14 protein-coding genes are annotated in these 15215 nt (G+C 56.4%); all 14 read left to right on the forward strand.

The features are described from left to right. Positions 1–48 precede the first annotated feature (48 nt). The 14 genes from wcaA (at position 49) to wzxC (ending at position 15058) form a co-directional block, all read left to right on the forward strand. Complete coding sequence (wcaA, locus tag AB1287_RS20945; protein ID WP_312627676.1) at positions 49–891, forward strand: colanic acid biosynthesis glycosyltransferase WcaA; 843 nt, start codon at positions 49–51, stop codon at positions 889–891. Further along, positions 891–1382 (forward strand): colanic acid biosynthesis acetyltransferase WcaB, encoded by a 492-nt coding sequence (gene wcaB / locus AB1287_RS20950; protein WP_435619009.1) that lies wholly within the window; start codon positions 891–893, stop codon positions 1380–1382. The genes wcaA and wcaB overlap by 1 nt, the downstream gene beginning before the upstream one ends. Continuing rightward, the gene (gene wcaC, locus AB1287_RS20955) at positions 1379–2596 is read left to right on the forward strand and encodes a colanic acid biosynthesis glycosyltransferase WcaC (protein ID WP_312627678.1); all 1218 of its coding nucleotides are present in this window, start codon (positions 1379–1381) and stop codon (positions 2594–2596) included. Before wcaB ends, wcaC begins: the two co-directional genes overlap by 4 nt. After that, entirely contained in the window at positions 2571–3791 is a 1221-nt protein-coding gene (wcaD, locus tag AB1287_RS20960; RefSeq protein WP_435618966.1) for a colanic acid polymerase WcaD, read from the forward strand. The genes wcaC and wcaD overlap by 26 nt, the downstream gene beginning before the upstream one ends. 14 nt (positions 3792–3805) lie before the next feature. Continuing rightward, positions 3806–4552: a colanic acid biosynthesis glycosyltransferase WcaE gene (wcaE, locus tag AB1287_RS20965; protein ID WP_435618967.1), complete on the forward strand. Its 747-nt coding sequence runs from the start codon at positions 3806–3808 to the stop codon at positions 4550–4552. Positions 4553–4567: 15 nt separating this feature from the next. After that, complete coding sequence (gene wcaF / locus AB1287_RS20970; RefSeq protein WP_435618968.1) at positions 4568–5107, forward strand: colanic acid biosynthesis acetyltransferase WcaF; 540 nt, start codon at positions 4568–4570, stop codon at positions 5105–5107. 121 nt (positions 5108–5228) lie between these two features. Then, the gene (gene gmd / locus AB1287_RS20975) at positions 5229–6350 is read left to right on the forward strand and encodes a GDP-mannose 4,6-dehydratase (RefSeq protein ID WP_435618969.1); all 1122 of its coding nucleotides are present in this window, start codon (positions 5229–5231) and stop codon (positions 6348–6350) included. Between the two features lie 3 nt (positions 6351–6353). Continuing rightward, positions 6354–7319: a GDP-L-fucose synthase gene (gene fcl / locus AB1287_RS20980; RefSeq protein WP_435618970.1), complete on the forward strand. Its 966-nt coding sequence runs from the start codon at positions 6354–6356 to the stop codon at positions 7317–7319. A gap of 3 nt (positions 7320–7322) precedes the next feature. Beyond that, positions 7323–7802: a GDP-mannose mannosyl hydrolase gene (locus AB1287_RS20985; protein ID WP_435618971.1), complete on the forward strand. Its 480-nt coding sequence runs from the start codon at positions 7323–7325 to the stop codon at positions 7800–7802. Beyond that, on the forward strand, positions 7799–9043 hold the full coding sequence (gene wcaI / locus AB1287_RS20990) for a colanic acid biosynthesis fucosyltransferase WcaI (protein WP_435618972.1): 1245 nt from the start codon (positions 7799–7801) through the stop codon (positions 9041–9043). The genes AB1287_RS20985 and wcaI overlap by 4 nt, the downstream gene beginning before the upstream one ends. After that, positions 9040–10476, forward strand: coding sequence for a mannose-1-phosphate guanyltransferase (gene cpsB / locus AB1287_RS20995; RefSeq protein WP_435618973.1), 1437 nt, complete (start codon positions 9040–9042; stop codon positions 10474–10476). Before wcaI ends, cpsB begins: the two co-directional genes overlap by 4 nt. A 146-nt stretch (positions 10477–10622) precedes the next feature. After that, the gene (gene cpsG / locus AB1287_RS21000; RefSeq protein WP_435618974.1) at positions 10623–11993 is read left to right on the forward strand and encodes a colanic acid biosynthesis phosphomannomutase CpsG; all 1371 of its coding nucleotides are present in this window, start codon (positions 10623–10625) and stop codon (positions 11991–11993) included. Between the two features lie 182 nt (positions 11994–12175). Continuing rightward, on the forward strand, positions 12176–13570 hold the full coding sequence (wcaJ, locus tag AB1287_RS21005) for an undecaprenyl-phosphate glucose phosphotransferase (RefSeq protein WP_435618975.1): 1395 nt from the start codon (positions 12176–12178) through the stop codon (positions 13568–13570). 9 nt (positions 13571–13579) lie between these two features. Continuing rightward, positions 13580–15058 (forward strand): colanic acid undecaprenyl disphosphate flippase WzxC, encoded by a 1479-nt coding sequence (gene wzxC / locus AB1287_RS21010; RefSeq protein ID WP_435618976.1) that lies wholly within the window; start codon positions 13580–13582, stop codon positions 15056–15058. Positions 15059–15215: the final 157 nt, after the last annotated feature.

The following is a 15215-nucleotide window of genomic DNA, read 5'->3' on the forward strand; positions in this document are numbered from 1 at the left end:
GGGAGAGGGCCGGGGAGAGGGGATATCTCAGCCTTTCAGAGGAACACAATGACAACAGCAAACCCTTTGATCTCCATTTATATGCCGACCTGGAACCGACAGCAGCTGGCCATTCGCGCCATCAAATCGGTGCTGCGCCAGGACTATCCGCACTGGGAAATGATCATTGTTGACGACTGCTCCTCTTCCTTTGAACAGCTGGAGCAGTTCGTCGCGGGACTGGACGACGCGCGTATCAGCTACGTTCGCAACGACTTTAACTCCGGCGCTTGCGCGGTGCGTAATCAGGCCATTTTGCAGGCCAGGGGCCAGTTTATTACCGGCATCGACGACGACGATGAGTGGACACCGAACCGTCTTTCGGTCTTCCTCGAGCACAAACATCAGCTGACGACACATGCCTTTTTGTACGCTAACGACTACGTCTGCGAAGGGGAAGTCTACTCCCAGCCGGCGAGCCTGCCGCTGTACCCGAAATCACCGTTCTCCCGCAAGCTGTTCTTCAAGCGCAACATCATCGGCAATCAGGTGTTCAGCTGGGCCTGGCGCTTCAAAGAGAGCCTGTTCGATACCGAACTGAAGGCGGCGCAGGACTACGACATTTTCCTGCGTATGGTGACGGAATACGGCGAACCGTGGAAGGTGGAAGAGGCGACCCAAATTCTGCACATCAATCATGGCGAAATGCAGATAACGTCGTCGCCGAAGAAGTTCTCAGGCTACTTCCACTTCTACCGCAAGCACAAAGACAAGTTCGACCGGGCGAGCAAAAAGTATCAGCTTTTCACGCTCTACCAGATCCGCAATAAGCGCATGAACTGGCGCACACTGCTGACCTTATTGTCCGTGCGCAACGGCAAACGCCTGGCCGACGGCCTGCGGGGGAAATGATGTGGCTTGAAGATCTACGCGCTAACAGCTGGAGCCTGCGCCCGTGCTGTATGGTGGTCAGCTATCGCATCGCCCACTTCTGTTCGGTGTGGCGCAAGAAAAGCGTCATCAACAACCTCTGGGCTGCTCCGATCCTGCTGATGTACCGCTTTATCACCGAATGCCTGTTCGGCTACGAAATTCAGGCGGCTGCCACCATTGGTCGCCGCTTCACCATTCATCACGGCTATGCCGTCGTTATCAATAAATTCGTGGTGGCGGGCGATGATTTCACCATTCGCCACGGCGTGACGATTGGTAATCGCGGGCCGGATAGCCTGGCGTGTCCGGTTATTGGCAACGGCGTAGAGCTGGGTGCCAACGTGGTGATGATTGGTGATATCACCATCGGCAACAACGTCACCGTTGGGGCGGGCAGCGTGGTGCTGGAGAGCGTGCCGGACAACGCGCTGGTGGTAGGTGAAAAAGCGCGGGTAAAGGTAATTAAATGAATATTCTGCAATTTAACGTCCGTCTCGCGGAAGGCGGGGCGGCAGGCGTGGCGCTGGATCTGCACCAGCGGGCGCTGCAAAAGGGGCTGCCGTCGCGTTTTGTGTACGGCTATGGCAAAGGCGGCAAGAAAAGCGTCAGCCATGACGACTACCCGAACGTCATTAAACAAACGTCACGCGTGACCTCAATGGCGAATCTGGCGCTGTTTCGCCTGTTCAATCGCGATGTGTTCGGCAACCTCAACAATCTGTACCGCACCGTAACCCGCACCGCCGGGCCGGTGGTGCTGCATTTTCACGTGCTGCACAGCTACTGGTTGAATCTGGAAGAGGTGGTGGATTTCTGCCACAAGCTGAAAGAGCACAAGCGGGATGTGCGATTTGTCTGGACGCTGCACGATCACTGGAGCGTGACCGGGCGCTGTGCGTTCCTCGACGGCTGTGAGGAGTGGAAAAGCGGCTGCGGAAAATGCCCGACGCTGACCAATTACCCGCCGGTAAAAATCGACCGCGCGAGCCAGCTGGTGAGCGGTAAGCGTCAGCTGTTTCGCGAGATGATCGCGCTGGGCTGTCAGTTTATCTCTCCGAGCCAGCACGTTGCCGATGCCTTTAACCGTCTGTATGGGGAAGGCCACTGCCAGATCATTAACAACGGCATTGATGTGGCGACCGAAGCGATTCTCGCCGAGCTGGCGCCACAGAGCGTGACGGGAAGCAAACCGAAAATTGCCGTTGTTGCCCATGACCTGCGCTATGACGGAAAAACGAATCAGCAGCTGGTGCGCGACATCGTGGCGCTCGGCGATGCGGTGGAAGTGCACACCTTCGGCAAGTTTTCACCCTTTGAAGGGCGCAACGTCATTAACCACGGCTTTCTGACCAACAAGCGCCAGCTGATGAGTGAGCTCAATCAGCTTGACGCACTGCTGTTCACCTCACGGGTTGATAACTACCCGCTGATTTTATGCGAAGCGCTCTCCATCGGCGTGCCGGTGATCGCCACCCCAAGCGAGGCTGCGCAGGAAGTGCTGGAAAAATCCGGCGGACGGACCGTCACTGAAGAAGAAGCGCTGGCGCTGGTCACGAAGCCGAAAGCGGAGATTGCGCAGGCGATTTTTGGCACCACGCTTGAGGCGTTCCGTGACCGCAGTCGCCAGGCGTACAGCGGACAACAGATGCTGGAGGAGTATGTCTCGTTCTATCAGAATCTGTAGCTATCTGCTGCTGCCGCTGATTTACCTGCTGGTTAACGTCAAGATTGCCCAGCTTGGTGAAAGCTTCCCTATTACCATTGTGACCTTTTTGCCGGTGCTTTTATTGCTCTACGTTGAGCGCATCAACCTGAAAAAGCTGATGATTGCGCTGGGGGCCGGGGCCGGACTGACGCTTTTTAACTACATTTTTGGTCAGTCGCTGGATGCCAGCAAGTATGTCACCTCGACCATGCTGTTTGTCTACATCGTCATCATTATTGGGATGGTGTGGAGTATTCGCTTCAAAACGGTTTCCCCCCACAACCATCGTAAGATTTTGCGCTTCTTTTATGTGGTGGTTGCGCTGGTGGTGATGCTGGCGGCACTGGAAATGGCGCAGATTATCCTCAGCGGCGGCAGTAGCCTGATGGAGACGATTTCGAAATATCTGATTTACTCCAACAGCTATGTACTGAACTTTATCAAGTTCGGCGGTAAGCGAACCACCGCGCTTTATTTCGAACCGGCATTCTTCGCTCTGGCACTAATCTCAATTTGGCTCAGCATCAAACAGTTCGGTATCAAAACGCCTAAGACCGATGCTATGATTCTGGCAGGAATCGTTCTCTCAGGATCGTTTTCAGGGGTGATGACCTTTATCCTGTTTTATTTGCTGGAGTGGGCTTTCCAGTATCTGAATAAGGAAGCGATCAGCAAAAAGCTGCCGCTGGCAATTATTTCGCTGGCCGTATTTTTAGTGGGGCTTGTTTTTGCCTTTCCGTATATATCGGAGCGCCTTGGCGATCTCGGAACGGAAGGGTCGTCATCGTATTATCGTATTATCGGGCCGCTGGTCATGGTGGGTTATTCATTGACCCATATCGACGGCGTTGTGCGTTTCGGATCGCTTTATGAATATGTCGCATCATTCGGAATCTTTAACGGTGCGGACGTCGGCAAAACCATAGACAATGGTCTGTATCTGCTGATTATTTATTTTTCCTGGTTCGCCGTATTACTGACTGCCTGGTATATGTCGAAAGTGGGGAAAATGATGGTTAGCGCATTTGGTAATAACCAAAACTTTCGCGTGCAGTTGTATCTGTTTTTCCCGGTGTCGCTGTTCTTTACCGGTTCGATATTTAGCCCGGAATATGCGTTTTTAATTGTCTGTCCTTTTATTCTGCGTAAAGCACTAAAGCTCACGGACAGCTAATAAGGAGTCAAAACATGCTGCTGAGTGTGATTACCGTTGCATTTCGAAATTATGAAGGCGTGGTGAAAACCTGGGCGTCACTGGCTCATCTGGCACGCGATCCGGGCATAGAGTTTGAGTGGATTGTCGTCGATGGCGGCTCTGCGGATGGCACCGAGGATTTTCTAAAAAAACTCAACGGTGACTGTGGCTTACGCTATGTCAGTGAAAAGGATAACGGCATCTACGACGCCATGAACAAAGGGATAGCCATGGCGCAAGGTCAGTTCGCCATTTTCCTCAACTCTGGCGACGTGTTCCATGAAGATATTGCCGCGAGCGTGCGTCAGTTAAGGAACAAAAACGATCGGGCCATGTATATCGGTGATGCCATGCTGGATTTTGGCGAAGGTCACAAAGTGCGTCGTAGTGCGAAACATGGCTGGTATATCTACCACAGCTTGCCGGCAAGCCATCAGGCTATTTTCTTTCCGCTGAGTGGATTGCAGAAATACCCTTACGATTTGCAGTATCGGGTCTCTTCCGATTATGCGCTGGCGGCAAGAATGTATAAAGAGGGCTATGCCTTTAAACGCATCAAAGGTCTGGTGTCTGAATTTTCCATGGGTGGGGTGTCAACCTCAAATAATCTGGAATTGTGCCAGGATGCGAAGAAAGTGCAGCGCCAGATATTGCGGGTTCCGGGTTTCTGGGCAGAAATATCTTATATGCTCAGATTGCGCACGACGGGTAAAACGAAAGCCTTATATAACAAAGTCTGAATATAAGGATAACGCATGCAGGAATTAAAGGGTTTCTCGGTGCCAAAAGGGTTTCGGGGGGCGGGTGGTATTAAAGTTCAGCTGTGGTGGGCGGTACAGGCAACGTTATTTGCCTGGTCACCACAAATACTGTATCGCTGGCGGGCATTTTTATTACGTCTGTTTGGCGCAAAAATCGGAAAAAACGTAGTCATTCGTCCGTCGGTAAAGATTACCTATCCGTGGAAATTAACGCTGGGCGATTATGCCTGGGTCGGCGATGACGCGGTGTTATATACCCTGGGTGAAATCACCATCGGTGCAAATTCAGTGGTTTCCCAGAAGTGTTATTTGTGTACCGGCAGTCACGATTATATGAGCGCGCACTTTGACATTAACGCGACGCCGATTGTGATTGGCGAGAAATGCTGGCTGGCAACGGATGTGTTTGTGGCACCCGGCGTGACGATCGGTGACGGCACCGTCGTGGGCGCCCGCAGCAGCGTTTTTAAATCGCTACCGGCAAACGCGATTTGCCGTGGCAATCCCGCAGTAACGATACGCCAACGAGCGTGAGTGCTTTCACTCTCACCCTAACCCTCTGAGAAGAGGGGACAGTTTTCTCCCTCACCCCTTTGGGGAGAGGGCTGGGGTGAGGGGCAAGGGCAACCTGAACTATTTACAGAGGAAAATTATCATGACTAAAGTCGCACTCATTACCGGCGTTACCGGGCAAGATGGCTCCTATCTGGCCGAACTGCTGCTTGAGAAAGGCTATGAAGTTCACGGTATCAAGCGCCGTGCGTCTTCCTTCAACACCGAGCGCGTGGATCACATTTACCAGGATCCGCACGCCAGCAACCCGAAATTCCACCTGCACTACGGCGATCTGACCGATACCTCCAACCTGACCCGTATTCTGCAGGAAGTGCAGCCGGATGAAGTCTACAACCTGGGCGCGATGAGCCACGTTGCGGTCTCCTTTGAATCACCGGAATACACCGCTGACGTGGATGCCATCGGCACGCTGCGCCTGCTGGAGGCGATTCGCTTCCTGGGCCTCGAGAAGAAAACCCGTTTCTATCAGGCCTCCACCTCCGAACTGTACGGCCTGGTGCAGGAAATCCCGCAGAAAGAAACCACGCCTTTCTACCCGCGATCTCCGTATGCGGTAGCGAAAATGTACGCCTACTGGATCACCGTTAACTACCGTGAATCCTACGGCATGTACGCGTGCAACGGCATTCTGTTCAACCATGAATCTCCGCGCCGTGGCGAAACCTTCGTGACCCGCAAAATCACCCGTGCGATTGCCAACATTGCTCAGGGTCTGGAGAAGAAGCTGCACCTCGGCAATATGGACTCCCTGCGCGACTGGGGCCACGCCAAGGACTACGTAAAAATGCAGTGGATGATGCTGCAGCAGGAAAAACCGGAAGACTTCGTTATCGCCACCGGCGTGCAGTACTCCGTGCGTCAGTTCGTGGAAATGGCGGCGGCACAGCTGGGTATCAAACTGCGCTTTGAAGGCACTGGCGTGGACGAGAAAGGTATCGTCGTTTCCGTAACCGGCCATGACGCACCGGGCGTGAAGCCGGGCGATGTGATTGTTGAGGTTGACCCGCGTTACTTCCGTCCTGCTGAAGTGGAAACCCTGCTGGGCGATCCGACCAAAGCGCACGAAAAACTGGGCTGGAAACCAGAAACCACCCTGCAGGAAATGGTCAGCGAAATGGTCGCCAAAGATCTGGAAGCGGCGAAGAAACACTCCCTGCTTAAGGCTCACGGCTACGAGGTAGCCATCGCGCTGGAGTCCTGATTAATGACTAAGCAACGTATTTTCGTCGCGGGCCACCGCGGCATGGTGGGGTCGGCGATTGAACGCCTGCTTGAACAGCGCGGTGATGTGGAGCTGGTTGTGCGCACCCGCGATGAGCTGAATCTGCTCGACAGCAAAGCGGTGAACGATTTCTTCGCCGAACAGCGTATCGACCAGGTGTATCTGGCGGCGGCGAAGGTCGGTGGGATCGTGGCGAATAACACGTTCCCGGCGGATTTCATCTACGAGAACATGATGATCGAGAGCAATATCATTCACGCGGCGCACATGCACAACGTGAACAAGCTATTGTTCCTCGGCTCATCATGCATTTACCCGAAGATGGCGAAGCAGCCTATCCCGGAAAGCGAGCTGCTGCAGGGCACCCTTGAGGCAACCAATGAGCCGTATGCGATCGCTAAAATTGCCGGGATCAAGCTGTGCGAATCGTACAACCGTCAGCATGACCGCGACTACCGTTCGGTGATGCCGACCAACCTGTATGGCCCGCACGACAACTTCCATCCGAGTAATTCGCACGTGATCCCTGCGCTGCTGCGCCGTTTCCACGAAGCGACGCAGGAAAACGCCGCTGACGTGGTGGTGTGGGGTAGCGGCACGCCGATGCGTGAATTCCTTCACGTGGACGATATGGCCGCCGCCAGCATCCACGTGATGGAGCTGGATCGCGAGGTGTGGCAGGAAAACACCGAGCCGATGCTGTCGCACATCAACGTCGGCACCGGCGTGGACTGCACCATTCGCGAACTGGCGCAAACCATCGCCAAAGTGGTGGGCTACAAAGGGCGTGTGGTATTCGATGCGACTAAACCTGACGGCACGCCGCGCAAGCTGCTGGACGTTTCCCGCCTGCATCAGCTGGGCTGGTATCACGAAGTGACGCTGGAAGCGGGGCTTGCGAGCACGTACCAGTGGTTCCTTGAAAATCAGCATCGCTTCCGGGGGTAACGCATGTTTCTGAAGCCAGAAGATTTTGCCACCGTGGTGCGTTCCACGCCGCTCATCTCCATTGATTTGATTGTCGAGAACGCCCAGGGCGAATTTCTGCTCGGGAAACGCAATAACCGTCCGGCACAGGGCTTCTGGTTCGTGCCGGGCGGGCGAGTGCAGAAAGATGAGCGTCTCGCCGATGCCTTTACGCGCCTGACCGAAGCGGAACTGGGCATGAGCCTGCCGATGTCTGCGGGCGAGTTTTACGGCGTCTGGCAGCACTTCTATGACGACAACTTTTCCGGCACGGATTTCAGTACCCATTACGTGGTGCTGGGCTTTCGCCTGAAGGTGGACGGCAGCACGCTGACGTTGCCTGACGATCAGCACAACGATTATCGCTGGCTGACGAAAGAGGCTTTGCTGGCGGCGGACAACGTGCACGCCAACAGCCGCGCCTACTTTCATGATGAAAAAACCACGGAGGCACCGCTTCTGTGAAAATTTTAGTGTACGGCATTAACTATTCGCCTGAATTGACGGGCATCGGCAAATACACCGGTGAAATGGTGGAGTGGATGGCGCAGCAGGGCCATGAAGTGCGCGTTATTACCGCACCGCCTTACTACCCGCAGTGGCAGGTCGGTGAGCGTTACTCCGCCTGGCGCTATCGTCGCGAAGAGGGAGAGGCGACCGTCTGGCGCTGCCCGCTGTACGTGCCGAAACAGCCTTCGACGCTCAAGCGTCTGATTCACCTCGGCAGCTTTGCGCTCAGCAGCTTTTTCCCGCTAATGGCGCAGCGCAGCTGGAAGCCGGACCGCATCATCGGCGTGGTGCCGACGCTGTTTTGCACACCGGGCATGCGCCTGCTGGCAAAACTTTCCGGTGCCCGCACGCTGTTGCATATTCAGGATTACGAAGTCGACGCGATGCTTGGCCTCGGCATGGCCGGAAAAGGCAAGGGCGGGGTGGTGGCGAAGCTTGCCAGCCGCTTTGAGCGCAGTGGCCTGCACGGCGTCGATAACGTCTCCACCATCTCGCGCTCAATGATCAATAAAGCGCAGGAGAAAGGCGTGGCGGCGGACAAACTCATTTTCTTCCCGAACTGGTCGGAAGTGGCGCGTTTTCGCGACGTCAACCCGACCCAGATCGCGGTGCTGCGTGAGCAGTTCGGTCTGCCCGCAGATCAAAAAATTGTGCTCTATTCCGGCAACATCGGCGAAAAGCAGGGGCTGGAAAACGTCGTGGCGGCGGCAGAGCAGCTTCAGGATAAACCCTGGCTGTTCGTGATTGTCGGCCAGGGCGGCGGCAAAGCGCGGCTGGAGAAACTTGTCGCCGAACGCGGGTTGCGCAATGTGCGCTTCTTCCCGCTGCAGTCTTACGAAGCGTTACCCGCCTTGCTGAAAATGGCGGACTGTCATCTGGTCATCCAGAAGCGCGGTGCGGCGGACGCGGTGCTGCCCTCAAAGCTGACCAACATTCTTGCGGTAGGCGGCAATGCGGTGATTACCGCGGAAGCTGAAACCGAGCTTGGCCAGCTGTGTGAGGCGCATCCGGGCATTGCGGTCTGCGTGGAGCCGGAGTTGGTCACGGCGCTGGTCGACGGTATCGAACGCGCACTTGCCATGCCGCAGCACAACGCCATTGCGGCCGAGTACGCCGGGCGCACGCTCGAAAAATCGAACGTGCTGACACACTTTATCAACGCTATTTCGTCTAATGACGTCGGGGTTACGTTATGAGTCAGACTCAACTCTTTCCGGTAGTGATGGCCGGTGGCTCCGGCAGCCGTTTGTGGCCGCTCTCCCGGGTGCTTTATCCCAAACAGTTTCTGTGCCTGAAAGGCGAGCTGACCATGCTGCAGGCCACCATCAACCGCCTGAACGGCGTGGAGTGCGAAAGCCCGGTGGTTATCTGCAATGAGCAGCACCGTTTTATCGTCGCCGAACAGCTGCGTAAGCTGAACAAGCTCACTGAAAACATCATTCTGGAGCCTGCGGGTCGTAACACTGCTCCGGCGATTGCGCTGGCGGCGCTGGCTGCCCGTCGCAGCTGCCCGAACGGCGATCCGCTGATGCTGGTCCTCGCCGCTGACCACGTGATTCAGGATGAAGAAGCGTTCCGTCAGGCGGTACGCAATGCGGTGCCGTATGCTGAAAGCGGCAAGCTGGTGACCTTCGGGATCGTGCCGAACCTGCCGGAAACCGGCTACGGCTACATTCGGCGTGGCGAAGTCAGCCCGGGCGAAAAAGATGCCGTGGCGTTTGATGTCGCCCAGTTTGTTGAAAAACCGAATCTTGAGACCGCCCAGGCCTACGTCTCCGGCGGCGACTATTACTGGAACAGCGGCATGTTCCTGTTCCGCGCCGGGCGCTATCTGGAAGAGCTCGGCAAATTCCGCCCGGACATTCTTCAGGCCTGCGAGCAGGCGATGAGCGTGGTGGATCCCGATCTTGATTTTGTCCGCGTCGACGAAGCCGCGTTTCTGGCCTGTCCCGAAGAGTCCATCGACTATGCCGTCATGGAGCGCACGGCGGATGCCGTAGTGGTGCCGATGGATGCGGGCTGGAGCGACGTGGGCTCCTGGTCTTCGCTGTGGGAAATCAGCAATCACACCTCCGAGGGCAACGTTCACCACGGCGATGTGATCAGCCACAAAACTGAGAACAGCTACGTGTATGCGGAATCCGGGCTGGTAACCACCGTTGGCGTAAAAGATTTAGTTGTGGTGCAGACCAAAGACGCGGTGCTGATTGCCGATCGCAATGCGGTGCAGGACGTCAAAAAAGTGGTGGAAAAAATCAAGGCCGATGGCCGCCATGAGCACCACATTCACCGCGAAGTCTATCGCCCGTGGGGGAAATATGACTCCATCGATTCCGGCGAGCGCTATCAGGTGAAACGCATCACCGTGAAGCCGGGGGAAGGGCTGTCGGTGCAGATGCATCATCACCGCGCGGAGCACTGGATTATCGTGGCGGGCACCGCAAAGGTGACCATTAACGAGGAAGTGAAGCTGCTCGGCGAAAACGAGTCTATCTACATTCCGCTGGGCGCCACGCACTGCCTGGAAAACCCCGGCAAGATTCCGCTTGACCTGATTGAGGTCCGCTCCGGATCGTACCTCGAAGAAGACGACATCGTGCGCTACGCCGACAGGTACGGGCGCGTGTAGCGCCTGATTTGCCGGATGCGCGTTGCTTATCTGGCCTACAGACCGTAGGCCCGGTAAACGGAGTGCCACCGGGCAATAAATTCCACATCAATCAATAAGGCTCATGAAGAGTCAGGGCTGACTGCTGCCTGAAAAAGGGTAAAACGATGAATAAATTAACCTGTTTTAAAGCCTACGACATTCGCGGCAAGCTCGGTGAAGAGCTCAACGAAGAGATCGCCTGGCGCATTGGCCGTGCTTACGGCGAATACCTGAAGCCAAAAACCATCGTACTTGGTGGCGACGTTCGCCTGACCAGCGAATCCTTAAAAATGGCGCTGGCGAAAGGCCTGCGCGACGCGGGCGTTGACGTGCTCGATATTGGCCTGTCCGGCACCGAAGAGATCTATTTCGCCACCTTCCACCTGGGCGTAGACGGTGGGATTGAAGTGACCGCCAGCCACAACCCGATGGACTATAACGGCATGAAGCTGGTGCGCGAAGGCGCGCGCCCAATCAGCGGCGATACCGGTCTGCGCGACGTACAGCGCCTTGCGGAAGCTAACGACTTCCCGAAGGTTTCTGAATCACAGCGCGGCAGCTACCAACAAATCGATCTGCGTAAAGCCTATATCGATCATCTGCTCGGCTATATCGACGTCGCCAACCTGAAGCCGCTGAAGCTGGTGATTAACTCCGGCAATGGCGCAGCGGGGCCGGTTATCGATGCGCTTGAAGCCCGCTTTAAGGCGCTGAATGTGCCCGTAACGTTTGTCAAAGTGCACAACACCCCGGACGGCAATTTCCCGAACGGTATTCCGAACCCGCTGCTGCCGGAGTGTCGCGACGATACCCGCAATGCGGTGATCGAGCACAAAGCAGACATGGGCATCGCTTTTGACGGTGACTTTGACCGCTGCTTCCTGTTCGACGAAAAAGGCCAGTTTATTGAGGGTTATTACATCGTCGGCCTGCTGGCGGCAGCCTTCCTCGAAAAACAGCCGGGCGAGCGCATCATCCACGATCCGCGTCTTTCGTGGAACACCGTGGACGTGGTTGAAGCGGCGGGCGGCACGCCGGTGATGTCGAAAACCGGGCACGCCTTTATCAAAGAACGCATGCGTCAGGAAGATGCCATCTACGGCGGCGAAATGAGCGCTCATCACTACTTCCGTGATTTTGCCTACTGCGACAGCGGGATGATCCCGTGGCTGCTGGTAACGGAGCTGCTGTGCCTGAAGGGCAAAACGCTCGGCGAACTGGTGCGTGACCGCATGGCGGCCTTCCCGGCGAGCGGGGAAATCAACAGCAAGCTGGCGGACCCGGGCACCTCTATTGCCCGCGTGGAGCAGCATTTCGCCGAACATGCGCTGGAGATTGACCGCACCGACGGCATCAGCCTGGCGTTTGCTGACTGGCGCTTCAATCTGCGTTCGTCGAATACCGAGCCGGTTGTGCGTCTGAACGTCGAGTCGCGCGGCGATGCTTCGCTGATGGAAGCCCGAACGAAGGACATTCTGGCGCTGCTGAATCAGTAACGTGTGGCCCCTCACCCCGGCCCTCTCCCCGGAGGGGCGAGGGGGAAGGTCAAGACCGGGATATGCTCCGGCTCGCTTTTTCAACTGTCATGACGAGTGAAAAAGCCTGATGCCTGTCCCGGTCCGTCCCCTCACCCTCAGGGGAGAGGGGGAGGGGAATGCTATCAACAACAGGAACAACGATGACAACTCTAAGAAAGCGCGAGAGAGCCAAAACGAATGCATCGTTAATCTCAATGGTGCAGCGGTTCTCCGACATAACCATTATGTTCGGCGGGCTGTGGGTGGTCTGCAAAGGGGCTGCACTGCCGTTTTCCTATCTGCATCTGCTGATGGCGCTGATTGCGCTGGTCGTTTTTCAGATGATTGGCGGAATGACGGACTTTTATCGCTCATGGCGCGGCGTGCGCATGACAACAGAACTGCTCTTACTCCTGCAAAACTGGACGTTAGCGCTGGTGCTTTGCGCCGGGGTGCTGGCGTTCAACACTGATTTTAATGACAGCTTCGCCCTGTGGCTTGCCTGGTACCTGCTGAGCACCTGTGGAATGGTGGCCTGTCGCGGCTTTATCCGCTTCGGCGTTGGCTGGCTGCGCAACCGTGGCTACAACATTCGCCAGGTGGCCGTTGCGGGCGATATGCCTGCCGGGCAGCTGTTGCTCGACAGCTTCCGCAACCAGCCCTGGCTGGGGTTTGAAGTGGTCGGCAGCTATCACGATCCGAAACCTGGCGGCGTGCACGCGGACTGGGCCGGGAACTATGAGCAACTGCTGGAAGACGCCCGCGCAGGCAAAATTCACAACGTTTATATCGCCCTGGCGATGCAGGAAGAAGCCTGCATCAAAGAGCTGGTACGCGAGCTGGCGGATACCACCTGCTCGGTGATCCTCATTCCGGACGTGTTTACCTTCAACATTCTCCATTCCCGCATCGATGAAGTGAACGGCGTGCCGGTGGTGCCGCTGTACGACACGCCGCTCTCCGGCCTGAACCGCGTGCTCAAGCGGGTGGAGGATATCGTGCTGTCGTCGCTGATTTTGCTGCTGATCTCCCCGGTGCTGGCCTGCATCGCGCTGGCCGTGAAGCTTACCTCCCCGGGTCCGGTTATCTTCCGTCAGACCCGCTACGGCATGGACGGCAAGCCGATCAAGGTATGGAAGTTCCGATCAATGCGCGTAATGGAAAATGATGCGGTGGTGACTCAGGCCACGCAAAACGATCCGCGCGTGACCCGTGTAGGGAACTTCCTGCGTCGTACCTCGCTTGATGAGCTGCCGCAGTTTATCAACGTGCTGACTGGCGGGATGTCCATCGTGGGCCCACGTCCGCATGCTGTGGCGCACAACGAAGAGTATCGCCAGCTGATTGAGGGCTACATGCTGCGCCATAAGGTGAAGCCAGGCATTACCGGCTGGGCGCAAATCAACGGCTGGCGCGGGGAAACTGACACCCTCGAGAAAATGGAAAAGCGTATCGAATTCGACCTCGAATACATTCGCGAATGGAGCCTGTGGTTCGATATTCGTATTGTTTTCCTGACTATTTTCAAAGGCTTTGTTAACAAAGCAGCGTATTGAGGTAGCGGCATGAGCCTGAGAGAGAAAACCATCAGCGGGGCGAAGTGGTCCGCCATGGCGACCGTCATCATCATCGGCCTCGGGCTGGTGCAGATGACGGTGCTGGCGCGCATCATCGACAATCACCAGTTCGGGCTGCTGACCGTGTCGCTGGTGATCATCGCCCTGGCCGATACGCTGTCGGATTTTGGTATCGCCAATTCGATTATCCAGCGCAAAGAAATCAGCCATCTCGAGCTGACCACGCTCTACTGGCTTAACGTTGGGCTCGGCATTGTGGTGTTTGTGCTGGTGTTTAGCCTGAGCGGTGCGATCGCAGACGTATTGCACAACCCGGATCTGGCGCCGTTGATGCGCACGCTGTCGTTTGCCTTTGTGGTGATCCCGCACGGGCAGCAGTTCCGCGCGCTGATGCAAAAAGAGCTGGAATTCAACAAGATTGGCATGATTGAAACCTCCGCCGTGCTGGCGGGGTTCACCTTTACCGTGGTGAGCGCCCATTTCTGGCCGCTGGCGATGACGGCCATTCTGGGGTATCTGGTGAACAGCGCCGTGCGCACGCTGTTGTTCGGCTGGTTCGGGCGTCGGATTTACCGTCCGGGGCTGCATTTTTCGCTGGCCTCCGTGTCGTCTAACCTGCGCTTTGGCGCATGGCTTACGGCGGACAGCATCATTAATTACGTGAACACCAACCTTTCGACGCTGGTGCTGGCGCGCATTCTTGGCGCGAGCGTGGCGGGTGGGTACAACCTCGCCTACAACGTCGCCGTTGTGCCGCCGATGAAGCTCAACCCGATCATCACCCGCGTGCTTTTCCCGGCGTTCGCCAAGATTCAGGACGACACCGCGAAGCTGCGCGTGAACTTTTACAAGCTGCTGTCGGTGGTGGGAATTATCAACTTCCCGGTGCTGCTGGGCCTGATGGTGGTCAGTAATAACGTGGTACCGCTGGTGTTCGGTGAGAAGTGGGTCAGCATCATTCCGATTCTTCAGCTGCTGTGCGTGGTGGGCCTGCTGCGCTCGGTCGGCAATCCGATTGGCTCGCTGCTGATGGCGAAAGCCCGCGTGGATATCAGCTTCAAGTTCAACGTCTTTAAAACCTTCCTGTTTATTCCGGCGATTATCGTCGGCGGCCACCTGGCGGGGGCGCTGGGCGTGACGCTCGGCTTTCTGCTGGTGCAGATCATCAATACCGTTCTCAGCTACTTCGTGATGATCAAGCCGGTGCTGGGATCGAGCTACCGGGAGTACATCCTGAGCCTGTGGCTGCCGTTTTACCTGTCGCTGCCAACCCTGGCGGTGAGCTATGGGCTTGGCGTGGTGCTCAACGGCGAACTGCCGCTGCCGTTGCTGCTGGGAGTACAGATTGCCGCAGGTGTGCTGGCGTTTGCGCTGATGATTGTCTTCTCGCGGCATCCTCTGGTGGTGGAGATGAAACGCCAGCTGTGCCGCAGTGAAAAAATGAAAGTGTTATTGCGGGCGAGCTAGCATTCGCCCCTCTCCCTGACCCTCTCCCAATGGGAGAGGGAATAGATCGCATTTGCGACTGGCTGGGAGGCTAAAAATCAACGCCGTATTTCTCCCTCTCCCTGTGGGAGAGGGCCGGGGAGAGGGCATCACGCCGCTCCCGGTGAATTAAGAACCC

The sequence above is a fragment of the Scandinavium sp. UTDF21-P1B genome (assembly GCF_040750395.1).
Taxonomy (GTDB): Bacteria; Pseudomonadota; Gammaproteobacteria; order Enterobacterales; family Enterobacteriaceae; genus Scandinavium.

Coding starts and splice junctions, on each gene's coding strand:
- wcaA (WP_312627676.1), top strand. CDS start 49: ATGACAACAGCAAACCCTTTGATCTCCATTTATATGCCGACCTGGAAC.
- wcaB (WP_435619009.1), top strand. CDS start 891: ATGTGGCTTGAAGATCTACGCGCTAACAGCTGGAGCCTGCGCCCGTGC.
- wcaC (WP_312627678.1), top strand. CDS start 1,379: ATGAATATTCTGCAATTTAACGTCCGTCTCGCGGAAGGCGGGGCGGCA.
- wcaD (WP_435618966.1), top strand. CDS start 2,571: ATGTCTCGTTCTATCAGAATCTGTAGCTATCTGCTGCTGCCGCTGATT.
- wcaE (WP_435618967.1), top strand. CDS start 3,806: ATGCTGCTGAGTGTGATTACCGTTGCATTTCGAAATTATGAAGGCGTG.
- wcaF (WP_435618968.1), top strand. CDS start 4,568: ATGCAGGAATTAAAGGGTTTCTCGGTGCCAAAAGGGTTTCGGGGGGCG.
- gmd (WP_435618969.1), top strand. CDS start 5,229: ATGACTAAAGTCGCACTCATTACCGGCGTTACCGGGCAAGATGGCTCC.
- fcl (WP_435618970.1), top strand. CDS start 6,354: ATGACTAAGCAACGTATTTTCGTCGCGGGCCACCGCGGCATGGTGGGG.
- AB1287_RS20985 (WP_435618971.1), top strand. CDS start 7,323: ATGTTTCTGAAGCCAGAAGATTTTGCCACCGTGGTGCGTTCCACGCCG.
- cpsB (WP_435618973.1), top strand. CDS start 9,040: ATGAGTCAGACTCAACTCTTTCCGGTAGTGATGGCCGGTGGCTCCGGC.
- cpsG (WP_435618974.1), top strand. CDS start 10,623: ATGAATAAATTAACCTGTTTTAAAGCCTACGACATTCGCGGCAAGCTC.
- wcaJ (WP_435618975.1), top strand. CDS start 12,176: ATGACAACTCTAAGAAAGCGCGAGAGAGCCAAAACGAATGCATCGTTA.
- wzxC (WP_435618976.1), top strand. CDS start 13,580: ATGAGCCTGAGAGAGAAAACCATCAGCGGGGCGAAGTGGTCCGCCATG.